Genomic DNA, 16592 nt, shown 5'->3' on the forward strand with positions numbered 1-16592 from the left:
CGACGCCATGGCTGACACCGTGACCGCCCGTCCGGCGACCGGGCGCCGCCCCGCGGCCGACGGGCGGCGTCGGGCCCAGCGCAGGAGACGCCGCCTCGCGGTGGTCTTCGTCCTGCCGGCCCTGCTGCTGCTCGGCGCGCTGGTCGTCTACCCCGTCCTGTTCTCCTTCGGCCGCAGCCTCTTCGACGCCGACGGCAACCGGTTCGTCGGCGCCGCCAACTACGCGGCGATCGTTCAGGACCCGGCGACCCTCAAGGCCATCCGCAACAGCGCCGTCTGGGTCGTCGTCGCGCCCACCCTGCTCACCGGACTCGGCCTGATGCTCGCCGTGCTCACCGAGAAGGTGCGCTGGGCGACGGCCTTCAAGCTGGTGCTCTTCCTCCCGATGGCCGTGTCGTTCCTCGCCGCGGGCATCATCTTCCGGCTGGCCTACGACCAGGACCCGGACCGGGGCGTCCTCAACGCCGCCGCCGTGGCCGTCCACGACGGTTTCGACGACGCCGCCGCGTATCCGACCGCCCGGGTCCGGGAGGGCTACGGCCTGACGGGCCCGGCGGGCGGCCCGTACACCACGGAGGCGACCCTGCGGCCCGGGGACTCGATCGGCCTCGGGTTCATCGGGATCGCTCCCGACGCGATACCGGCCGGTGCCGGGGCCGCGTCCGATCCGGCCGCCCCGGCGGGTGCCGCACCCGGCCCCGACACGATCTCAGGCGTCGTCCACCTCGACTTCGCACCCGGTGGTGCGGGGACGCCGGGCAGGGTCGACCCGGGTGAGAAGGGTCTGCCCGGCATGACCGTCGAGGCCGTACGGGACGGCCGGGTGGCCGCGACCGCCACCACGGCCGATGACGGCTCCTTCCGGTTCGCCGGGCTGGCCGACGGCGCCTACACCGTCCGGCTGCCCGCGGCCAACTTCGAAGCCCCGTACCAGGGTGTGAGCTGGCTCGGTCCGGCGCTGGTCACGCCCGCCATCATCGGCGCCTACCTGTGGGTCTGGACCGGCTTCTCGATGGTCCTGATCGGCGCCGGCCTGGCCGCCATCCCGCGCGACGCGCTGGAGGCGGCACGCATGGACGGCGCCACCGAGGGCCAGATCTTCCGCAAGATCACCGTGCCGCTTCTCGCGCCGGTGCTCACCGTGGTGTTCGTGACCCTCGTGATCAACGTGATGAAGGTCTTCGACCTCGTGTGGATCATCGCGCCGGGACCGGTCCAGGAGGAGGCGAACGTGCTGGCCACGCGCATGTGGATGGTCTCCTTCGGCGGCGGCAACGACCAGGGGCTCGGCAGCGCGCTCAGCATGGTGCTCCTGCTGCTCGTCGTCCCGGCGATGGTCTTCAACGTCCGGCGATTCCGAAGGAGTGGAGCATGAGCGGCCACAGCACCGCCGAGCGGAACGGCCCGTCCCGGCGGACGACGGCGATGCCTACCGCCGCCGCGTCCGCTTCCCCGTCCCCGTCCCCGTCCACCCTCACACCCGCGCCCCGCGCGTCCTCCGCGTCCCCGTCGTCCACGCCCGGACGGCGTCGCGGGGGCCGGGTCTCGCGCCTCCTGGGCAGCTCCGCCGTCCAGGGCCTCCTGGTCCTGGTCGCCCTCGTATGGATCACACCGCTGGCGGGCCTGCTCCTGTCGTCGCTGCGCTCGGAGCAGGACAACGCCACGGACGGCTGGTGGACCGCACTCGCCGATCCCTCCCAGCTGTCCCTGGACAACTACAGTGCCCTGCTGAAGGACTCCGGAATCGGGGCTGCCTTCTGGAACACCGTGCTGATCTCCGTGCCGACCACGGCCCTGGTGGTGGTCATCGCGGCACTCGCCGGATACGCCTTCGCCTGGCTGGAGTTCCCCGGCCGGGACGGCATCTTCCTTGTGGTCGTCGGGCTTCTGGTGGTACCCGTGCAGATCGGGCTGCTGCCCGTGGCGAAACTCTTCGGTGCGGTGGGCCTGTTCGGGACCGTCTCGGGTGTCGTCCTCTTCCACGTCGCCTACGGACTGCCGTTCGCCATCTTCCTCCTGCGCAACTACTTCGCCGAGATCCCGCGCGAAATGCTGGAGGCCGCCCGGATGGACGGCGGCAGCGAGTGGCGGATCTTCTCCCGGCTGGTGCTGCCGCTCGGGCGTCCGGCCATCGCGAGCCTGGCCATCTTCCAGTTCCTTTGGGTCTGGAACGACATGCTCGTGGCACTGCTCTTCGCGGACACCGGCTCACAGCCGCTCACAGTCGCGCTGCAGTCCCAGATGCGGCAGTTCGGCAGCAACATCGGCGTGCTCGCACCGGGGGCGTTCCTGTCGCTGGTGGTCCCGCTGGTCGTCTTCTTCGCCTTCCAACGGCACTTCGTCCAGGGTGTCATGGCGGGCTCGGTGAAGTAGCACCGGCCGGACCAGGCCCGTACACCGCCTCCGCATGGGTACCCGTACCCATGCGGAGGCGTCCGCGCGCCCCTCAGGATGCGATCAGCGGCGGACGGCGGGCGGCCCACGGCCGGGCCTCCTCCAACTGCGCCGCCACCCGCAGGACGGACACCTCGTCATCGCGGCGGCCCACCAACTGCACGGCGAGCGGCAGGCCGTCCGCGCCGTGGCCCGCGGGCACAGAGGCCGCCGGGTGTCCGGTGACGTTCCACAGCGCGGTGTAGGCGACCATCGGGCGCGAGCGTGCCAGCGTCGTCAGCAGCCCGGCACCCTCCAGCGCGCCCACCGGGCGAGGGCGGGCGGCGACGACCGGGGTCAGGAGCAGGTCCATGGAGATGAACATCCGGTCGGCACGCGCCGCCAGCCGCTCTCCCGCCCGTATCCCGCGTTCCACCGCGGATTCGGGGACGAGCCGGGCGAGCGCGAGGGTGCTCCGGGTACGCGGCTCAAGCAGTTCGGGGCGTTCGACGGCGGCGGCCTCCGCACGCACCCCGCCGCAGAACTGCGCCGCGAACGGGACCGTCGCGTCCGGATAGCGGGGGTTCACCTCCCGTACGTCATGGCCGATTTCACGCAGTGCGCGTACGGTCTCCAGCAGCGCTCCGACGTGCTCGGGGTGCGGGCGCACCCCCGGTACCGCGGGCCTTGCGCAGTAGCCGATGCGCAGTCGGCCGGGCGGGGTCTCCAGGGCCCGCCGCCAGCCGGTGGTGACGGGGCGGGCGCTCCAGCGGTCGGCGGGGGTGGTGCCGGCGAGGACGTCGTAGAGCAGGGCGGCGTCGCGGACGGTACGGGTCAGCGGTCCCACCGTGCCGAGGGCGTACCAGAGGTGGGCGTTCGGGGCGGTGGAGACGCGGCCACGCTGTGGCTTGAGGCCGAACAGGCCACAGCAGGCGGCCGGGATACGGAGGGACCCGCCGCCGTCCCCGCCGAGCGCAGCGCCGACCATTCCGGCCGCCACGGCCGCGGCCGCCGCTGGAGCCGCCGGGCGTGCGGGTGGTGTCCCAGGGATTGTGGGCGGTTCCGTGGGTGTCGGACTCGGTGAAGGGCCACTGGCCGAATTCGGGCATGGTCGTCTTACCGATGACGACGGCCCCGGCGGGCGCGCAGGCGGCGCACGGCCTCCGCATCGGCGGTGGCGGGGGTGTGGTTGGCCGCACCGCCGAAGGTGGTGACCTGCCCGGCGACGTCGAACTCGTCCTTGATGGCGACGGGCACGCCGTGCAGCGGACCCCGTGCCGGATCCGGTGCGGCCTGCGTTTCGGTGTGCGTGTGCGCGTCCCGAGCGTCGGCCTCGGCCAGGGCTTCCTCGGCGAGTACGACGCGGAAGGCCCCGAGGGAGGGGTCGAACCGGTCGATGCGGCGCAGGGCGGCCTCGACGAGGGCCCGGGAGGTGACCTTGCCGTGGCGCACCAGCTCGGCCTGTCGCTCGATTCCCTGGAACATCAGCTCCGCGTCGTCCCTGTCCATGCCCACTCCTTCGCCCCCTACCTACCGGTAACTCCAGGCAAGGCTTTCGTCCCGCCGCCACCGAGTCAAGCCACCGTTTCGGACGGCGAAGCGGACGTCCCGGGCCGCAGCCCCATCGCCGGATCGGCGTGAGCGTTGACGGGGTGGTGGAGCGGGACGGCGTGCTGGACTTCCTCCGGGGTCGGCTCGGTGACGTGCTGCCGGACGACGATGCGGAAGGACAGCATCGGCAGCTCTTCGCGCAGGCCCGACACCCCTCCGTCCACACGCCACCGCCCCCCTCGGGGGCGGTGGCGTCCCCCGCGGTCCGCCGATTCAGGTGAGCGCGGCGATCACCTCTCGCGCCGCGCGTTCGCCCTCGGTGGCACCGCCCTCCATGAAGCCCTGGAAGTCGTAGCTGCAGTGCTCGCCGGAGAGGTGGACGTTGCCCTGCGCGGTGCCCTCGTACTTCGCGTACCGGTGCAGGTATCCAGTCGGCCAGTACGAGTACGCGCCCAGCGAGTACGGGTTGCGGTGCCAGGCGGAGAGCTGCGCTCGCCCCGTCCACACGGCCTTGGTCTGCGGGAAGAACGCGTCGATCCCGGTGAGCATGCGGTCGGCGAGCCGTCGCACGTACGGGTCGGACTCGGTGGCGAAGGGTGTGGCGGGTGTCAGGGCGCGCGCCAGGGTCCCGCCGCCGTACTGGAGCAGGATGCCGCCGGTGCCGGGCTGGAGCTTGGTGGTGTCCCAGGTCTGCTGGACCTCCGAGTCGGTGAAGCAGTCGCCCGCCGACACCCCGGGCCAGGGGCCGGTGCCTCTCCACGGGCGGGCGGTGAACTGCATGTTGAGCTTGGTGCAGACACCCATCCGGGCGTCGCGCAGCAGGTTTCTCATGAGGGGGTCGAAACCGGCCGCCGAGGTGTCGACGCCCTGGAGTACCGGCAGCGGCAGGCACAGGACGGTGTGATCGGCCACGACCGTACGGGTGGCGCCGGAGTCGTCGAAGGTGAGGGTCTGGGTGCCGTCGGCACCGGCGCGCACCGCGACCAGCCGGCGGCCCATGACGATCGAACCGACGGGCAGGGCCGCGGCGATGGCGTTCGGCAGCTGGTCGTTGCCGCCGACGATGTGGTAGCGCTCGTTGGACAGGCCCCAGACGTTGAAGTTCCCGGGGTTGGGCTGGTAGCCCATCAGCAGGACCAGGGCGAGGGCGGACTGCTCGGTGGTGTCGGCCCCGTACTCGACGTTGTAGGCCACGTCGATGAAGCGGCCGAGCGGGGAGTCGTGCCCGCCGGGGACCCGGCTCTCGATCCACGCGTAGAGGGTCATGTTGTCCAGGGCCGTGCCGACGGGGGTGGTGGAGTTCCAGGACACCTCGCCGGAGTCCTGGAGGTCGCGACGCAGCTGCTGGTACACGGCCTTGAAGTCCTTGTCGGCCTGGGTGCGGGAGTAGTAGGAGCCGTTGAACCACAGGACCTCCTCAGCCCCGTTGGGGCCGCCGCCGAGGAAGTCCTCGGTCGGGAGGTCGAAGCGGCGGCAGAGCTCCAGCATCTTCTTGTGGCTGGTGTCTATCAGTTCGCCGCCCACCTCGGAGGTCTGCCCGTACGCCCAGTGGTCGCGCTGCGTCCACATCCGGCCGCCGACGCGGTCGGGGTTGGCTTCGTAGACGGTGCACGGGATACCCGCGTCCTGGAGGGTGAGGGCGGCGGTCAGGCCGGCGATGCCCGCACCGACCACTGCGACGCGTGCCGGTCGGGGCCTTCTGCCGTCGGGGGCGGGGGTGGCGGCGCGAGCCGGGGTGGTAGCCCAGGCTGGGGTGGCAGCGCACGCCACGGCGGTGCCGAGGCCGAGGGCGGCCGCCCGCCGCATCAGGTCCCGGCGGCCGAGGCCGCGTACGTCAGCGACGGGCAGGCGCAGCCGGTGGGCGGCGGCGTGTTCGGCGGTGAGCCGTCGAAGTGCGTGCATGAGGGGCGTACGGGCCATGACGGGGACTCCTTCGCGAGGTGGGCGACTGCGGGCCGGGCGCGCGTGGATCACGCCTGGGCGGATCAGGTGTTCGCGTGGTGCGGGGACGGGCCGGAGGCCGTTCCGCCGGTACCGGGGGCGGTGTCGTCGTCGGTACGCTCCGCGGCGTCCTCCAGAACGATGCGGCCGATGACCTCGTAGCGCTCGGGCGCCTTGGCCTTGAGCCACAGGCCGAGACCCAGTCCGCCGAAGAAGACGGCGCCGACGATCCAGGGGATCAGCTTGAAGAAGACGGAATCGGCGGCGGTTCCGGCCGCGGTCTCCATGTTGACGACGAGCAGGGCCACGACGACGGTCATCGCGATCCCGCCGAGCAGGGGCGCGGTGAAGGTCCTGAACCAGTGCCGGTCCTCGGGGTGGTTGCGGCGGAAGTAGCCGATGACGGCGAAGGAACACAGGGTCTGGACGATTAGGATCGCCATGGTGCCCAGGATCGCCAGCAGCGTGTACAGGTGCAGGTACGGGTCCTGGCCGGTGAGCCAGAAACCTGCCACCAGGGTCACGGCGATGACGGTCTGGACGAGGGAGGCGACGTGCGGGGAGCCGTGGCGCGCGTGGGTCCGGCCGAGCGCCGGGTGCAGGAAGCGCTCGCGGCCGATGGCGTACAGGTAGCGGGCGGCGCACTGGTGGAAGGCCATTCCGCAGGCGAACGAGCCGGTGAGCAGCAGCCACTGGAAGGCGTCCACGGCCCATGCGCCGATGAAGTGCCGGGTGGGGGCGAGGAAGAGGTCGAGGGGGTTGGCGGAGGTGGACAGTTCCACGGATCCGGTCAGGCCGTTGCCTGCGACGGTCATCCAGGAGACGTAGATGTAGAAGAGGCCGACTCCGACGACGGAGATGAGCGTCGCCTTGGGAATGACCCGCTTGGGGTTGCGGGACTCCTCGCCGTACATGGCGGTGGACTCGAAGCCCACCCAGGACCAGAAGGCGAAGAAGAGGCCCAGGCCGGCGGAGGTGCCGGTGAAGGCGTTCCGGGGGTCGACCGGCTCTAGGGGGATCCCGTCGGGGCCGCCGCCGGCGACCAGTACGGCGGTGGCGACGGCGAACAGGACCGCGATCTCGGCGACCAGCATCACGCCGAGTGCCTTGGCGGTCAGGGTGATGTCGAAGTGGGCGAGACCGGCGGTGACCGCGAGCATCCCGGCCGCGTACAGCACCCAGGGGAGGTCGATCCCGAGCTGGTCGTGGACCGTGGTGCGGGCGAAGTAGGAGAAGACGCCGACGATCGAGGCCTCGAAGACGACGTACGCGAGGACGGCGAGCATGCCGGACGCCATGCCGGCGATGCGGCCGAGTCCGTGGGAGATGTACCCGTAGAAGGCGCCCGCGGCGGTGATGCGCTTGGCCATGGCCACGTAGCCGACCGCGAACACGGTGAGGACGGCGGTGGCGAAGAGGTACCCCGCGGGGGCGCCGGTTCCGTTGCCGAAGCCGACCGCGATGGGGAGGTTGCCGGTCATGGCGGTGATGGGGGCGGCGGTGGCGACGGCCATGAAGACGACGCCGACCAGGCCGACGGAGTTGGCCTTGAGGCGCTGGACCTCGCCCGCGGGGCGGGCCGCCCGGGTGGATCGGGGGGTGCCGGTGGAACCGTTGGACATGTCGTCCTCTTCCGCTCGTGCTGGGTGTCCCGACGTGAGGCGGGCCACTCTGGCGGTACGTGACGCGGCCCACAATCGACATGCGGTCCGGTAATCGCCGTGCACGGACGACAAGTTGTTGGGGCGTCAGATATGACTGGTGCGCCTTCGGGCGGCGTTTCGGCGGCGTTCGCGGCGGCCGGCCCGGGGGCGGCCGGGCAGGCGGGGACCGATCGGATCTTGTCAGGGTCTGTTCAAGCCGGGTGGTGATGGGCGAGGATCACGGCCGCCCCACCCGTTACCTTCCCCACCACGCCTTCCCACCCCCGGAGGATGTCCATGACCCGCCGCACACCCCGCGGCATGCTCGCCGCGGCCACCGCCACCGTGGCGCTCTTCTCGCTCGCCGGCCCAGCCGCCGCGCAGCCCTCGACCCCGCCGGCCGGCTCCACCGCGCCGCAGGGCCGGATCTTCATGGTCAACCCCGTCCAGTCCACGGGCGACCAGACGCTCACCGACGGCAAGGACGCCGATTCCGCCGTCCCCGCCGCCGCGTACGCCCTGGCAGCGCTGCGCAACCTGGACGGCGACGGCGGGCTGCACGGCCGCTGGGCCTCCGTGCGCTCGGACACCGGTCCCTCGGCCAAAACCGGCGAGGCCGCCGGGTACAGCCGCCACGACGACCGTTTCGAGCAGGTCATGGCCTACTTCTGGGTCAACGAGGCGCAGGAGTACCTCCAGTCCCTGGGCTTCGGCACCGAGCTGCGGGGCGCCAACGACCGGGTGCAGCACGTTCGCATCAACCAGTGGGGCGCCGACAACTCCTTCTTCACCGACAAGAAGGACGAGATCCGCTTCGGCAAGGGCGGGGTCGACGACGCCGAGGACGCCGAGGTGATCGTCCACGAGTACGGACACGCGGTGCACGAGGCCCAGGTGCCCGGCTTCGGCACCTCGCCCGAGGCCGGCGCGATCGGCGAGGCCTTCGGCGACTACCTGGCCGTCACGGTCGGGGAGCACGCCGTCGCGCGGTACGGATGGACCCGCCGGACCGAGGTGGGCTGCGTCGCCGACTGGGACGCGACCAGCTACAGCGCCGCCCCGCACTGCCTGCGGAGGATCGACGGTTCGAAGGTCTACGCGGACCGCGTCGGCGAGGTCCACGCGGACGGCGAGATCTGGTCCCGGGCCCTGTTCGACATCCGTGGTGCGCTCGGGGCCCGGACGGCCGACCGGATCATCGTGAACGCCCAGTTCGGGTTCGCCCCCGACACCAGCTTCGCGGACGCGGCGCGGACGACGGTGGCGACCGCTGAGCGGATGTACGGCGCCGCGGCCGCGCAGCAGGTCCGCGCGGCCTTCGCGGCCCGAGAGATCCCCGGCGTCTGAGGGGGGGCCGGTCCGGCGTCGTCCGCTCGACGGCGCCGGGCCCGCGGGCGACGTCCGGCGGGAGGGGGCCACGCGGCGCCCGACCGACCCTTACGACATCCCCGGGCCTGACGAGCGACGCGCCGCGCCGCGCCGCCTGATCGTTCACCGGAACAGGATGTCCAAGGCGCCCGCGAGCCACCTCGGCGGCAGCCTCCACCTTCACGCCTCGACGACCTGACGCAAGGCCCCTGTGCAGGCCGCCTTTTCATCGCAACCGAACGGGCTCGCTAGCGGGTGAGGGTGGCCGCGTGGTCGGGGACGGGGCGCTGGAGATCCTTGGGCGGACGTACGTACCCCGTCGACGGGGGCCGCGGTGGGAGGGCGAGCGACGGCAGGGCCACGTCCTCGTACGGGACCGAGGAGAGCAGGTGGGCGATCATGTTGAGTCTCGCGCTGCGCTTGTCGTCGCTTTCGACCACGTACCAGGGACAGTCCTCGGTGTCCGTGTGGACGAGCATCTCGTCCTTGGCCCGCGAGTACGCCTCCCAGCGGGTGAGGGACTCCAGGTCCATCGGGGAGAGCTTCCAGCGGCGCAGCGGATCCTCCGTGCGGCGGCGGAAGCGCTCCTCCTGGACGGCGTCGCTGACGGAGAACCAGTACTTGCGGAGCAGGACCCCGTCCTCCACCAGCATGCGTTCGAAGACGGGGCACTGGCGCAGGAAGCGCTGGTGCTCCGCGGGGGTACAGAAGCCCATCACGTGTTCCACGCCGGCACGGTTGTACCAGCTGCGGTCGAAGAGCACGATCTCGCCGGCGGCCGGCAGGTGTTCCACGTAGCGCTGGAAGTACCACTGGCCGCGCTCGCGTTCCGTGGGCTTGGGCAGGGCCGCGATGCGGGCCACGCGCGGGTTGAGGTGCTCGGAGACCCGCTTGATCGTTCCTCCCTTGCCCGCGGCGTCGCGCCCCTCGAAGATCACGACGAGTCGGGCGCCCTCCGTACGCACCCATTCCTGGAGCTTGGCCAGCTCCGTCTGCAGCCGCAACAGCTCCTGCTCGTAGACCGCCTTCTTGAGACCCATGGCGCTCGCCTCCCCGTCGTGATCGGGTGTGTCCTGTGTCGTACGCCGATCATGTCAGCCACGGCGGCCGGTGACCCGGAACAAGTGCCGTGCGGCCTCCGGGGTAACGCCGGACGACGGGTTGCCCGAGGCCACGCCGGCGGGACGCGGGCTGCTGTCGGGGAGGTCCGCGGACCACCGCACGCGGCGCACCGGCGGGGACGAGCGTGCGCACGGTCAGACCTCCTGCGGGAGTGGGGTGTCGGGTGCTGGTCCGACGCTTTCCATGGTTCCGGCTCGTCCCGGTCCGGGCCTCCCGCTGCCGGGGGGACCGTCTCCCCCGGATGGGGGAATCGGCGGTGGCGCTAGGGTGAGGCCATGCCCGCCATGATCGACCCGTCGCAGCGGACCCTGCGACTGGAACCCGTCACTGCCGACAACTTCGACGCGGTGTGCGCCGTGCACGTGCGCCCCGACCAGGCACACCTGGTCTCCCCCGTGGTCAAGTCGCTCGCCGAGGCCTACGTCCACCCCGCCGCCGCCTGGCCGCGGGCCGTCGTCGACGGCGACGACGTCGTAGGCTTCGTGATGGCCTTCCACGACATCGTCTGGAATCCGGCGGTCGACCCGGACGACCGGCGCAGCGGCATCTGGCGTTTGAACATCGACGCCGGCCGTCAGGGCAAGGGCTACGGCCGTTTCGCCGTCCGTGCCGTCATCGAGGAGATCCGGCGCCGCGGCACCCACCGGACGGCGCACGTCAGCTGGCACGGCGGCTCCGGCAGCCCCGAACCCTTCTACCTCGGCCTTGGCTTCGTCCCCACCGGCGAGCTCATCGGTGAGGAGCGCGTCGGCGTCCTCACCCTGGACCCGGCCGCCGCGCCTGCGGCCGGCTGAGGACCACCGTGCCCCCTGACCCCGGCGCCGGGCCGGCGTCGGGCCCCGAGGCGTGCGCGCGATAGGCCTGCGGGCTCGTCCCCCGGACCCGTTTGAAGGCCGCGGACAGGGCGAAGGCGCTGCCGTACCCGACCCTGCGGGCCACCTTCTCGACCGTGGCCTCCGGCTCCCGCAGCATGTCTGCCGCCAACGCGAGCCGCCAGCCCGTCAGATAGCCGACCGGCGGCTCCCCCATCACCTCTTTGAACCGGCGTGCCAACGACGCCCGCGACACCCCCACCCGCACGGCCAGTTCCTCCACGGTCCACCCGTGGGCCGGGCTGTCGTGCAGCAGCCGCAGGGCCGGGCCGACCACCGGATCGCTCTGGGCCCGGAACCAGGCGGGCGCACTCGAGTCCGCGGCCGAGGGCCACGCTCGTAGGACCCCGATCAGCAGCAGGTCCAGCAGCCGGTCCAGCACCACCTCCTGGCCCGGCGCCTCGCTGGAGATCTCGGAGGCGAGCAGGTCGATCAGCGTCGTGTCCGCCGCTCCCGCCGGCCTGACCAGGAGTGTGGGCAGAGCGTCCAGCAGCCGGCGGCCGATCTCACTCGGTGCCTGATAGGTACCGCTGAGCATCACCGCCGAACCAGCGTCCTCGCGGGCCGCTCCCCATGTCCGTACGCCCAGTGCCATGGACTCCGTGACGTCCTCGCCCTCCGGCGTGCTGCACCGCTGGTCCGGCCCCACCGTCACCGTCACCGCAGTGTCCGGGGCGTCGGCCACCGTGTACGGGTCGGGCCCGCGCACCACCGCCACGTCGCCCGGGGCGATCAACACCGGCTCGCCCCCGTCGGGCAGCATCCACGCCGACCCGCGCACCATCGTCGCCACGGAGAGCGGGGCACGGTCCTCGATCCGCATGGCCCACGGCGGGTTCAGGACGGATTTGAGGAGGAAGGCACCCCGGGCCTGCGGGCCTGCGAGCAGGCCGGTCAGCATGTCCATGTGCACATCTTCTCCGCCCCACCGCTCCGGGGTGACGTGCGGTCGGGCCGGTCGGGTCGCATCAGGCGGAGGGGACGTCCCAGACGCCGGTGGCCGCCGCCTCGCGGGCGAAGTCCGCGAAGTCCCTGGGCCTGCGGCCCAGGACCTCTTCCACCCCGTGGACCAGGTGCGCGTTGCGCCCGTCCAGGATCAGGGTGAACAACTCGGCGAAGTCCTCCGGGAGGCCGTGCTCGCGCAACTCCGCCCGGTAGGCCTCGTCGGAGACCGGAACGTAGACGATCTCACGGCCAGTGGCCTTCGACAGTTCGGCGGCGACATCCGCGAAGCTCATGAGCCGCGGACCCGACAGCTCGTACGTCCGGCCGATGTGGCGGGCGTCGGTCAGTGCGGCCACCACCACGTCGGCGATGTCCCCGGTGTCGACGAACGCCTCCGCCCCGTCCGCGGTCGGCAGGGCGATCACGCCGGCCAGCACCGGGTCCAGGAAGAAGCTCTCGTCGAAGTTCTGGTTGAACCAACTCGCCCGCACAATGGTCCAGTCGGCCCCGGACTCCTTCAGCCGCTCCTCGCTGCGCTGCGCGGCCTCCTCGCCCCGCCCGGACAGCAGCACGAGACGGCGTGCTCCTGCGGCGACCGCCACCTCGGCGAAGGCGCCCACCTGCTCGACGGCGCCGGGGAAGGCCAGGTCGGGGTAGTACGTCACGTACACCCGATCGACGCCTTCCAGCGCCGGAATCCAGGTCGCCGGCTCGTTCCAGTCGAAAGCCGGTTCCCCGCCGCGGGAACCGACCCGCACGGGCCGCCCCTGGGCCGTGAGCTTCTCGGCGACCTTGCGGCCGGTCTTGCCGGTTCCCCCGATGACGAGGGTGATGGCCTGGCCGGTGGTCTGCGTGTCGTGCTTCGTCGTCTTCGTCGTCTTCGTCATGACCTCAGTCAAGACGAGCCGCACGAGACGCGACATAGCCGAAACGCTCATCCGCATACGCGAGCGTCTACGCGGGGAGGAGGGAGGAGGGTGTCGATCGGTGACCGCACCGGAAGCCTCCGCCATCCCGGCGCGGTGGCCGGCGGGCCGCCCTCCGAAGCCACGTGCGGCGCGGACACGGGTGGACAGTGGTGGGCACCCGACGGCGCCGCCGGGGCTGGAAAGCGGACACGGCTCGGAGCGACGCTGCATCACGGGGCGAGGCAGCGCAGCGACGCGTTCGACCGGCCCCCGCACCCGCACCCGCACCCCGAAGGAGTCCCCTCATGGCATCCCGCCCGTTCCGCGCCGTCAGCACGCTGACCGCTGCCGTCGCGCTGTGCGCAGCCACCTCGACCACCGCACATGCCGCGCAGGACACCGGCCGGTGTACGCCGAAGGTCGTCACGGCCTGGGCCGACGCCTGGAACGGCACCGACCCCAGGGCCCTCGGTGCCCTGTTCACCGCCGACGGCACCTACACCGACGAAGCCGTGGGCATCACCTTCCGCGGCCGCAAGGAGATCTCCGGGTGGAAGGCCCGCGCGGACTCCCTCATCGACGGCGTCCACGTCACCGTCCGCACCGCCCGCCTGGACGGGCACCGTGTGACCGTCCAGGCCGTCTACTCCGGCCATCTCAAGGGTGCTCCCAAGCCGTTCGCCGTACCGATGACCACCGTCCTCGACCTCGGCAGGAACCACCGCCGGATCGCTTCCGACCAGGACCACTACAGTCTGGCCGCCGTGCTCAGCCAGTCCGGCCTACCCGCAGACTGGACTCCGTCCGCCAACTGACCCGCGCCAGGCCGGTACCCTGCCGGATACCGGCCTGAACGCGCCGGACGAGCCCTGCGGGGCGATGCACAGGCCTTCCCCCTTCCACTTCGTGTTGCAGGGGATCACGGCGCAGGTCTCGCCGACCACCAACACCGCCCCGTCGTCGTGCAGATGCTCCACACGTAGGCCCGCGCGTCGTCGCGGACCCGGTCGGCGTCCCACTCCGCCCGCCCGAGCAGGTGCTGCATGCCGTCCGGGGTCCTGCCCCGGCCCACTCGGCAATGGTCCAGCAGTTCTTGCGCGGCAGGTCCGACGGCAGGCCGAGTACCGACGCCCTTGCTCGGCGGCGGATCGACCCGCGTGGGCCGTTCCGCCATCCGGCTCATCAGGCCCTCGAACGCCTGCTGCGAACAGGGCAGTTCCGCTGTGACCTGCGGGCACCGCGTGATCGTGAGTCTTCACACACCGGTGATCAAGGGTGGCCGCACCCGTCTCCACAGCGCGTCAGGGTCGCGCAGCGTCTGTCTCCCGTCCGGTGTCTGGAGGCTTGTGCAACATGGCGAAGTCTGGTGGGTCTGGTTCGACGAGGAGGTTGGTCGTGCTGCTGTCGGGAGACGACGCCTCCGGGATCCGGGTGATGCAGGTCGTCGCTCCGGCGGGCGTCGACCTTGACGGTCTGGGCATCGAAGTGACGGTGGGCGCCGGTGAAGGAGTGCCGTTCGAAGGCGTGCTACGGCTCGCGTTCCCGCGTCCAGGCTTCACGCCTTGCACGTGGCTGACCACCGTGTCACGGGACGACCTGATAGAGCCGGCGGCCGTTCTGCCCTCCGCGAAGGGGGACCGTGAGCACGCTCGGGTCGACGGGCCTGCACCAACGGGACGAAGCGTTGCCGCTTCGCTATGCGCCGGACGACAGCCGCCCCGCGGCCTGTTCCCATGGCTGAGGCTCGACCACGTCGCCCCCGTCGACGGCGTCCTCCTCGAACCAGCCCCTCCCCGCGAGCCATGCCTCCAGCCACGCTCCGAGGCTGGCGGAGTCGAGGAACCAACACTCATCCCACGATCCGCCGCTGTACGGGTTCGGCTCGAAGAGCAGGACCTGCCCGTCCTCACTGAGACAGTCAACCCCTGCATACATGCCACAGCCCCAGGTCAGGATCGGTACGACGCCTTCGGGCCACTCCGGGTGCTCCACTCCAACCGACGCCTCACGTCGTGTCAGGTATTCACCAACGACGCTGGAGCCCGGACCAAGCAGTGGCAGCAGTCGGTAGTCAGGGCCGAAGCCCCCGTCAGCAACCTCGCGATACAGGCGCGCAAGGAGTGGATGCAGCGTGAAGCCCAGTTGCCTGTCGGCTTCCGCGATCTGGGCATTGTCGACGGGGGCGGGAAGGTCCTTGCTGTCCGATGCGGCCCGGGTGGCAACACGTTCCACAAGGTCATCGATATCGGTCATGGCCGTGATGCTGCCAGAGCCCACTGACATGTCGGCGCCCAGGGCGAGCCGGGCCCGCCGGCACGGCAGTCACCGAACATCACACCCCTACCGCCATAGACGCAAGAATTGTTGAATGCTGCCACATTGGCTGGGATTATTCGCTCAATTTGGTGACTTGTGCACTGATGTTTCATCATCATGACTGCACGTCAGCTTTGGGCGTGCGTCGAGGAGGCGGGGGCGCCGGGGGGTCCCCCGTTCATACCGGTAGATGCGGCACGCGAGTTCCTGTACTCGCCGTGCCCCGCCGTGGCTCCCGTCCCACTTCCGTCACCTAGGCAAAGGCCCATGTCCGCCCAGCAACTCTCGGACCTCATACGTTTCGCCCGTCACAACTCGCCCTTCTACCGGGACCTCTACGCGTCCCAGCCACCGCACGCCGACCGCCTCACCGACCTTCCGGTGGTCGACCAACAGGCGTTCTGGGCGGCCAATACCCTGCACGACAGCCGTGTGCTGACCGGCCCGCTCAGCGAGGCCACGGTCTACAAGACCGGCGGCACCACCGGATCCCCCAAGTTCTCCGTCTACACCCGGGACGAGTGGCGCACCTTCGTCACCTCCTTCGGGCAGGGACTCGTGGACACCGGACTGCGCCCGGGCCACCGGGTCGCCGACCTCTTCTACGCCGGTGAGCTGTACGCCAGCTTCCTGTTCGTCCTCGACTCGCTCGCCCACGCGCCGGTCGACAACGTCCGCCTGCCGATCGGCGGCGGCGCCCCGCCCGAGTCGACGATCCCCACGCTGCGCGATCTCGCGGCTCAGGTGGTCGCCGGTACGCCCACCACCCTGTGCCGGCTCGCCGAGCAGGTCGTCACGTCGGGCGTCCGGCTCGACTCCGTCGAGCTGCTCCTCTTTGGTGGCGAGGCGCTCTTCGAGGACCAGCGGCGCCTGCTGGCCACGGCGTTCCCCGGAGCCGAGGCCCGCTCCGTCGGCTACGCCAGCGTGGACGCGGGCCTGCTCGGCCGCCCCGTACCCGGCCCCGACGCCCGGGTGCACCGGGCCTTCACGCCGCACTCCGTCGTCGAGATCCTCGACGACTCCACGGACGAGCCCGTCACCGAGCCGGGCCGGCCCGGACGGGTCGTCGTCACGAGCCTGTTCCGCCGCCTGATGCCGATCATCCGCTACCCCGCCGGCGACCGCGCCGAGTGGACCGGCACCGGACCCGGACACTTCCGGATCCTGGGCCGCGCCGAGGAGGGCGTACGGGTCGGCCCCGTTTCCCTCTATACCCAGGACGCGCAGGATGCCGTGGCCGCGGCGGACACCTTCCGGCAGGTCGTCGGGATGCAGCTCGTCGTCCGCCGCTGGGAGGGCCGCGACGGACTCGTCCTGCGCCTGGCGGCCGCCCCCGGCGAGGAACCGGACGCGGACCGGAGGGAGTCCCTCGCCCGGGCCGTCGTCGCGGAGCTGGAGGACACCCGGCCGCTGTACCCGGACAGCGTGCGCGCCGGGTTCGTGCACCCGCTGTCCGTGGAGTGGACGCGCCACCGCGACCTCGCCGTCAATCCGCGCTCCGGCAAGCTCGTGCGGGTCCTCGACGAGAGGCCGACGGCGTGAACACACCGGTA

At 71.5% G+C, this 16592-nt stretch carries 14 protein-coding genes and 3 pseudogenes; 7 read left to right on the forward strand and 10 right to left on the reverse strand.

Features of this window, described 5'->3' with window-relative positions; all coding sequences use genetic code 11:
- The first annotated feature begins 7 nt into the window (after window positions 1-7).
- On the forward strand, window positions 8-1375 hold the full coding sequence (locus R4Z63_RS00780; protein WP_037922481.1) for an ABC transporter permease: 1368 nt from the start codon (window positions 8-10) through the stop codon (window positions 1373-1375).
- A gap of 50 nt (window positions 1376-1425) precedes the next feature.
- Entirely contained in the window at window positions 1426-2373 is a 948-nt protein-coding gene (locus R4Z63_RS00785) for a carbohydrate ABC transporter permease (protein WP_384453407.1), read from the forward strand.
- A 73-nt stretch (window positions 2374-2446) separates the two neighbouring features.
- On the opposite strand, the pseudogene R4Z63_RS00790 reads toward R4Z63_RS00785, so the two are convergent.
- From R4Z63_RS00790 to R4Z63_RS00810, 5 genes and pseudogenes are all read right to left on the reverse strand, one after another.
- Window positions 2447-3542 (reverse strand): annotated as a pseudogene (locus R4Z63_RS00790) (amidase family protein).
- Entirely contained in the window at window positions 3490-3882 is a 393-nt protein-coding gene (locus R4Z63_RS00795; RefSeq protein WP_491522506.1) for an amidase family protein, read from the reverse strand. The pseudogene R4Z63_RS00790 and the gene R4Z63_RS00795 overlap by 53 nt, the downstream one beginning before the upstream one ends.
- Before the next feature lie 65 nt (window positions 3883-3947).
- Window positions 3948-4148: a hypothetical protein gene (locus R4Z63_RS00800; protein ID WP_384453343.1), complete on the reverse strand. Its 201-nt coding sequence runs from the start codon at window positions 4146-4148 to the stop codon at window positions 3948-3950.
- 49 nt (window positions 4149-4197) lie between these two features.
- Complete coding sequence (locus R4Z63_RS00805; RefSeq protein ID WP_384453340.1) at window positions 4198-5844, reverse strand: FAD-dependent oxidoreductase; 1647 nt, start codon at window positions 5842-5844, stop codon at window positions 4198-4200.
- Window positions 5845-5909: 65 nt separating this feature from the next.
- On the reverse strand, window positions 5910-7487 hold the full coding sequence (locus R4Z63_RS00810; protein WP_384453338.1) for an APC family permease: 1578 nt from the start codon (window positions 7485-7487) through the stop codon (window positions 5910-5912).
- Between the two features lie 318 nt (window positions 7488-7805).
- On the opposite strand from R4Z63_RS00810, the gene R4Z63_RS00815 reads away from it, so the two are divergent.
- A complete protein-coding gene (locus tag R4Z63_RS00815) occupies window positions 7806-8855 on the forward strand; it encodes a M4 family metallopeptidase (RefSeq protein ID WP_384453335.1) in 1050 nt (349 codons plus the stop codon).
- Between the two features lie 269 nt (window positions 8856-9124).
- On the opposite strand, the gene ppk2 is transcribed toward R4Z63_RS00815, so the two are convergent.
- On the reverse strand, window positions 9125-9916 hold the full coding sequence (gene ppk2 / locus R4Z63_RS00820; protein ID WP_037922467.1) for a polyphosphate kinase 2: 792 nt from the start codon (window positions 9914-9916) through the stop codon (window positions 9125-9127).
- A gap of 366 nt (window positions 9917-10282) precedes the next feature.
- Between ppk2 and R4Z63_RS00825 the strand changes: the two genes are divergently transcribed.
- Complete coding sequence (locus tag R4Z63_RS00825; protein WP_384453403.1) at window positions 10283-10792, forward strand: GNAT family N-acetyltransferase; 510 nt, start codon at window positions 10283-10285, stop codon at window positions 10790-10792.
- Here R4Z63_RS00825 and R4Z63_RS00830 read toward each other — a convergent pair.
- A complete protein-coding gene (locus R4Z63_RS00830) occupies window positions 10755-11777 on the reverse strand; it encodes an AraC family transcriptional regulator (RefSeq protein ID WP_037922465.1) in 1023 nt (340 codons plus the stop codon). The genes R4Z63_RS00825 and R4Z63_RS00830 overlap by 38 nt on opposite strands.
- Window positions 11778-11838: 61 nt before the next feature.
- Window positions 11839-12702 carry an NAD(P)H-binding protein gene (locus R4Z63_RS00835; RefSeq protein WP_384453331.1) on the reverse strand — a complete coding sequence of 288 codons (864 nt, stop codon included), beginning with the start codon at window positions 12700-12702 and terminating at the stop codon, window positions 11839-11841.
- A 326-nt stretch (window positions 12703-13028) separates the two neighbouring features.
- On the opposite strand from R4Z63_RS00835, the gene R4Z63_RS00840 reads away from it, so the two are divergent.
- Window positions 13029-13538, forward strand: coding sequence for a nuclear transport factor 2 family protein (locus tag R4Z63_RS00840; protein WP_384453328.1), 510 nt, complete (start codon window positions 13029-13031; stop codon window positions 13536-13538).
- Between the two features lie 114 nt (window positions 13539-13652).
- Here the strand turns inward: R4Z63_RS00840 and R4Z63_RS00845 are convergent.
- A pseudogene (locus tag R4Z63_RS00845) lies at window positions 13653-13906 on the reverse strand (IS701 family transposase); the annotation flags it as partial.
- 163 nt (window positions 13907-14069) lie between these two features.
- On the opposite strand from R4Z63_RS00845, the pseudogene R4Z63_RS00850 reads away from it, so the two are divergent.
- A pseudogene (locus R4Z63_RS00850) lies at window positions 14070-14355 on the forward strand (type II toxin-antitoxin system PemK/MazF family toxin); the annotation flags it as partial.
- 63 nt (window positions 14356-14418) lie between these two features.
- Here the strand turns inward: R4Z63_RS00850 and R4Z63_RS00855 are convergent.
- Window positions 14419-14976 (reverse strand): SMI1/KNR4 family protein, encoded by a 558-nt coding sequence (locus tag R4Z63_RS00855; RefSeq protein WP_236647662.1) that lies wholly within the window; start codon window positions 14974-14976, stop codon window positions 14419-14421.
- A gap of 330 nt (window positions 14977-15306) precedes the next feature.
- Here R4Z63_RS00855 and R4Z63_RS00860 point away from each other — a divergent pair, with 330 nt between their 5' ends.
- Window positions 15307-16581 (forward strand): phenylacetate--CoA ligase family protein, encoded by a 1275-nt coding sequence (locus R4Z63_RS00860; RefSeq protein WP_384453322.1) that lies wholly within the window; start codon window positions 15307-15309, stop codon window positions 16579-16581.
- Window positions 16582-16592 lie beyond the last annotated feature (11 nt).

The sequence above is a fragment of the Streptomyces sp. PL-29 genome, assembly GCF_058344425.1.

Excerpts from the sequence above, each read along its gene's own strand:
- R4Z63_RS00780 (WP_037922481.1), top strand. The coding sequence starts at position 8 with ATGGCTGACACCGTGACCGCCCGTCCGGCGACCGGGCGCCGCCCCGCG.
- R4Z63_RS00785 (WP_384453407.1), top strand. The coding sequence starts at position 1,426 with ATGCCTACCGCCGCCGCGTCCGCTTCCCCGTCCCCGTCCCCGTCCACC.
- R4Z63_RS00795 (WP_491522506.1), bottom strand. The coding sequence starts at position 3,882 with ATGGACAGGGACGACGCGGAGCTGATGTTCCAGGGAATCGAGCGACAG.
- R4Z63_RS00805 (WP_384453340.1), bottom strand. The coding sequence starts at position 5,844 with ATGGCCCGTACGCCCCTCATGCACGCACTTCGACGGCTCACCGCCGAA.
- R4Z63_RS00810 (WP_384453338.1), bottom strand. The coding sequence starts at position 7,487 with ATGTCCAACGGTTCCACCGGCACCCCCCGATCCACCCGGGCGGCCCGC.
- R4Z63_RS00815 (WP_384453335.1), top strand. The coding sequence starts at position 7,806 with ATGACCCGCCGCACACCCCGCGGCATGCTCGCCGCGGCCACCGCCACC.
- ppk2 (WP_037922467.1), bottom strand. The coding sequence starts at position 9,916 with ATGGGTCTCAAGAAGGCGGTCTACGAGCAGGAGCTGTTGCGGCTGCAG.
- R4Z63_RS00825 (WP_384453403.1), top strand. The coding sequence starts at position 10,283 with ATGATCGACCCGTCGCAGCGGACCCTGCGACTGGAACCCGTCACTGCC.
- R4Z63_RS00830 (WP_037922465.1), bottom strand. The coding sequence starts at position 11,777 with ATGGACATGCTGACCGGCCTGCTCGCAGGCCCGCAGGCCCGGGGTGCC.
- R4Z63_RS00835 (WP_384453331.1), bottom strand. The coding sequence starts at position 12,702 with ATGACGAAGACGACGAAGACGACGAAGCACGACACGCAGACCACCGGC.
- R4Z63_RS00840 (WP_384453328.1), top strand. The coding sequence starts at position 13,029 with ATGGCATCCCGCCCGTTCCGCGCCGTCAGCACGCTGACCGCTGCCGTC.
- R4Z63_RS00855 (WP_236647662.1), bottom strand. The coding sequence starts at position 14,976 with ATGACCGATATCGATGACCTTGTGGAACGTGTTGCCACCCGGGCCGCA.
- R4Z63_RS00860 (WP_384453322.1), top strand. The coding sequence starts at position 15,307 with ATGTCCGCCCAGCAACTCTCGGACCTCATACGTTTCGCCCGTCACAAC.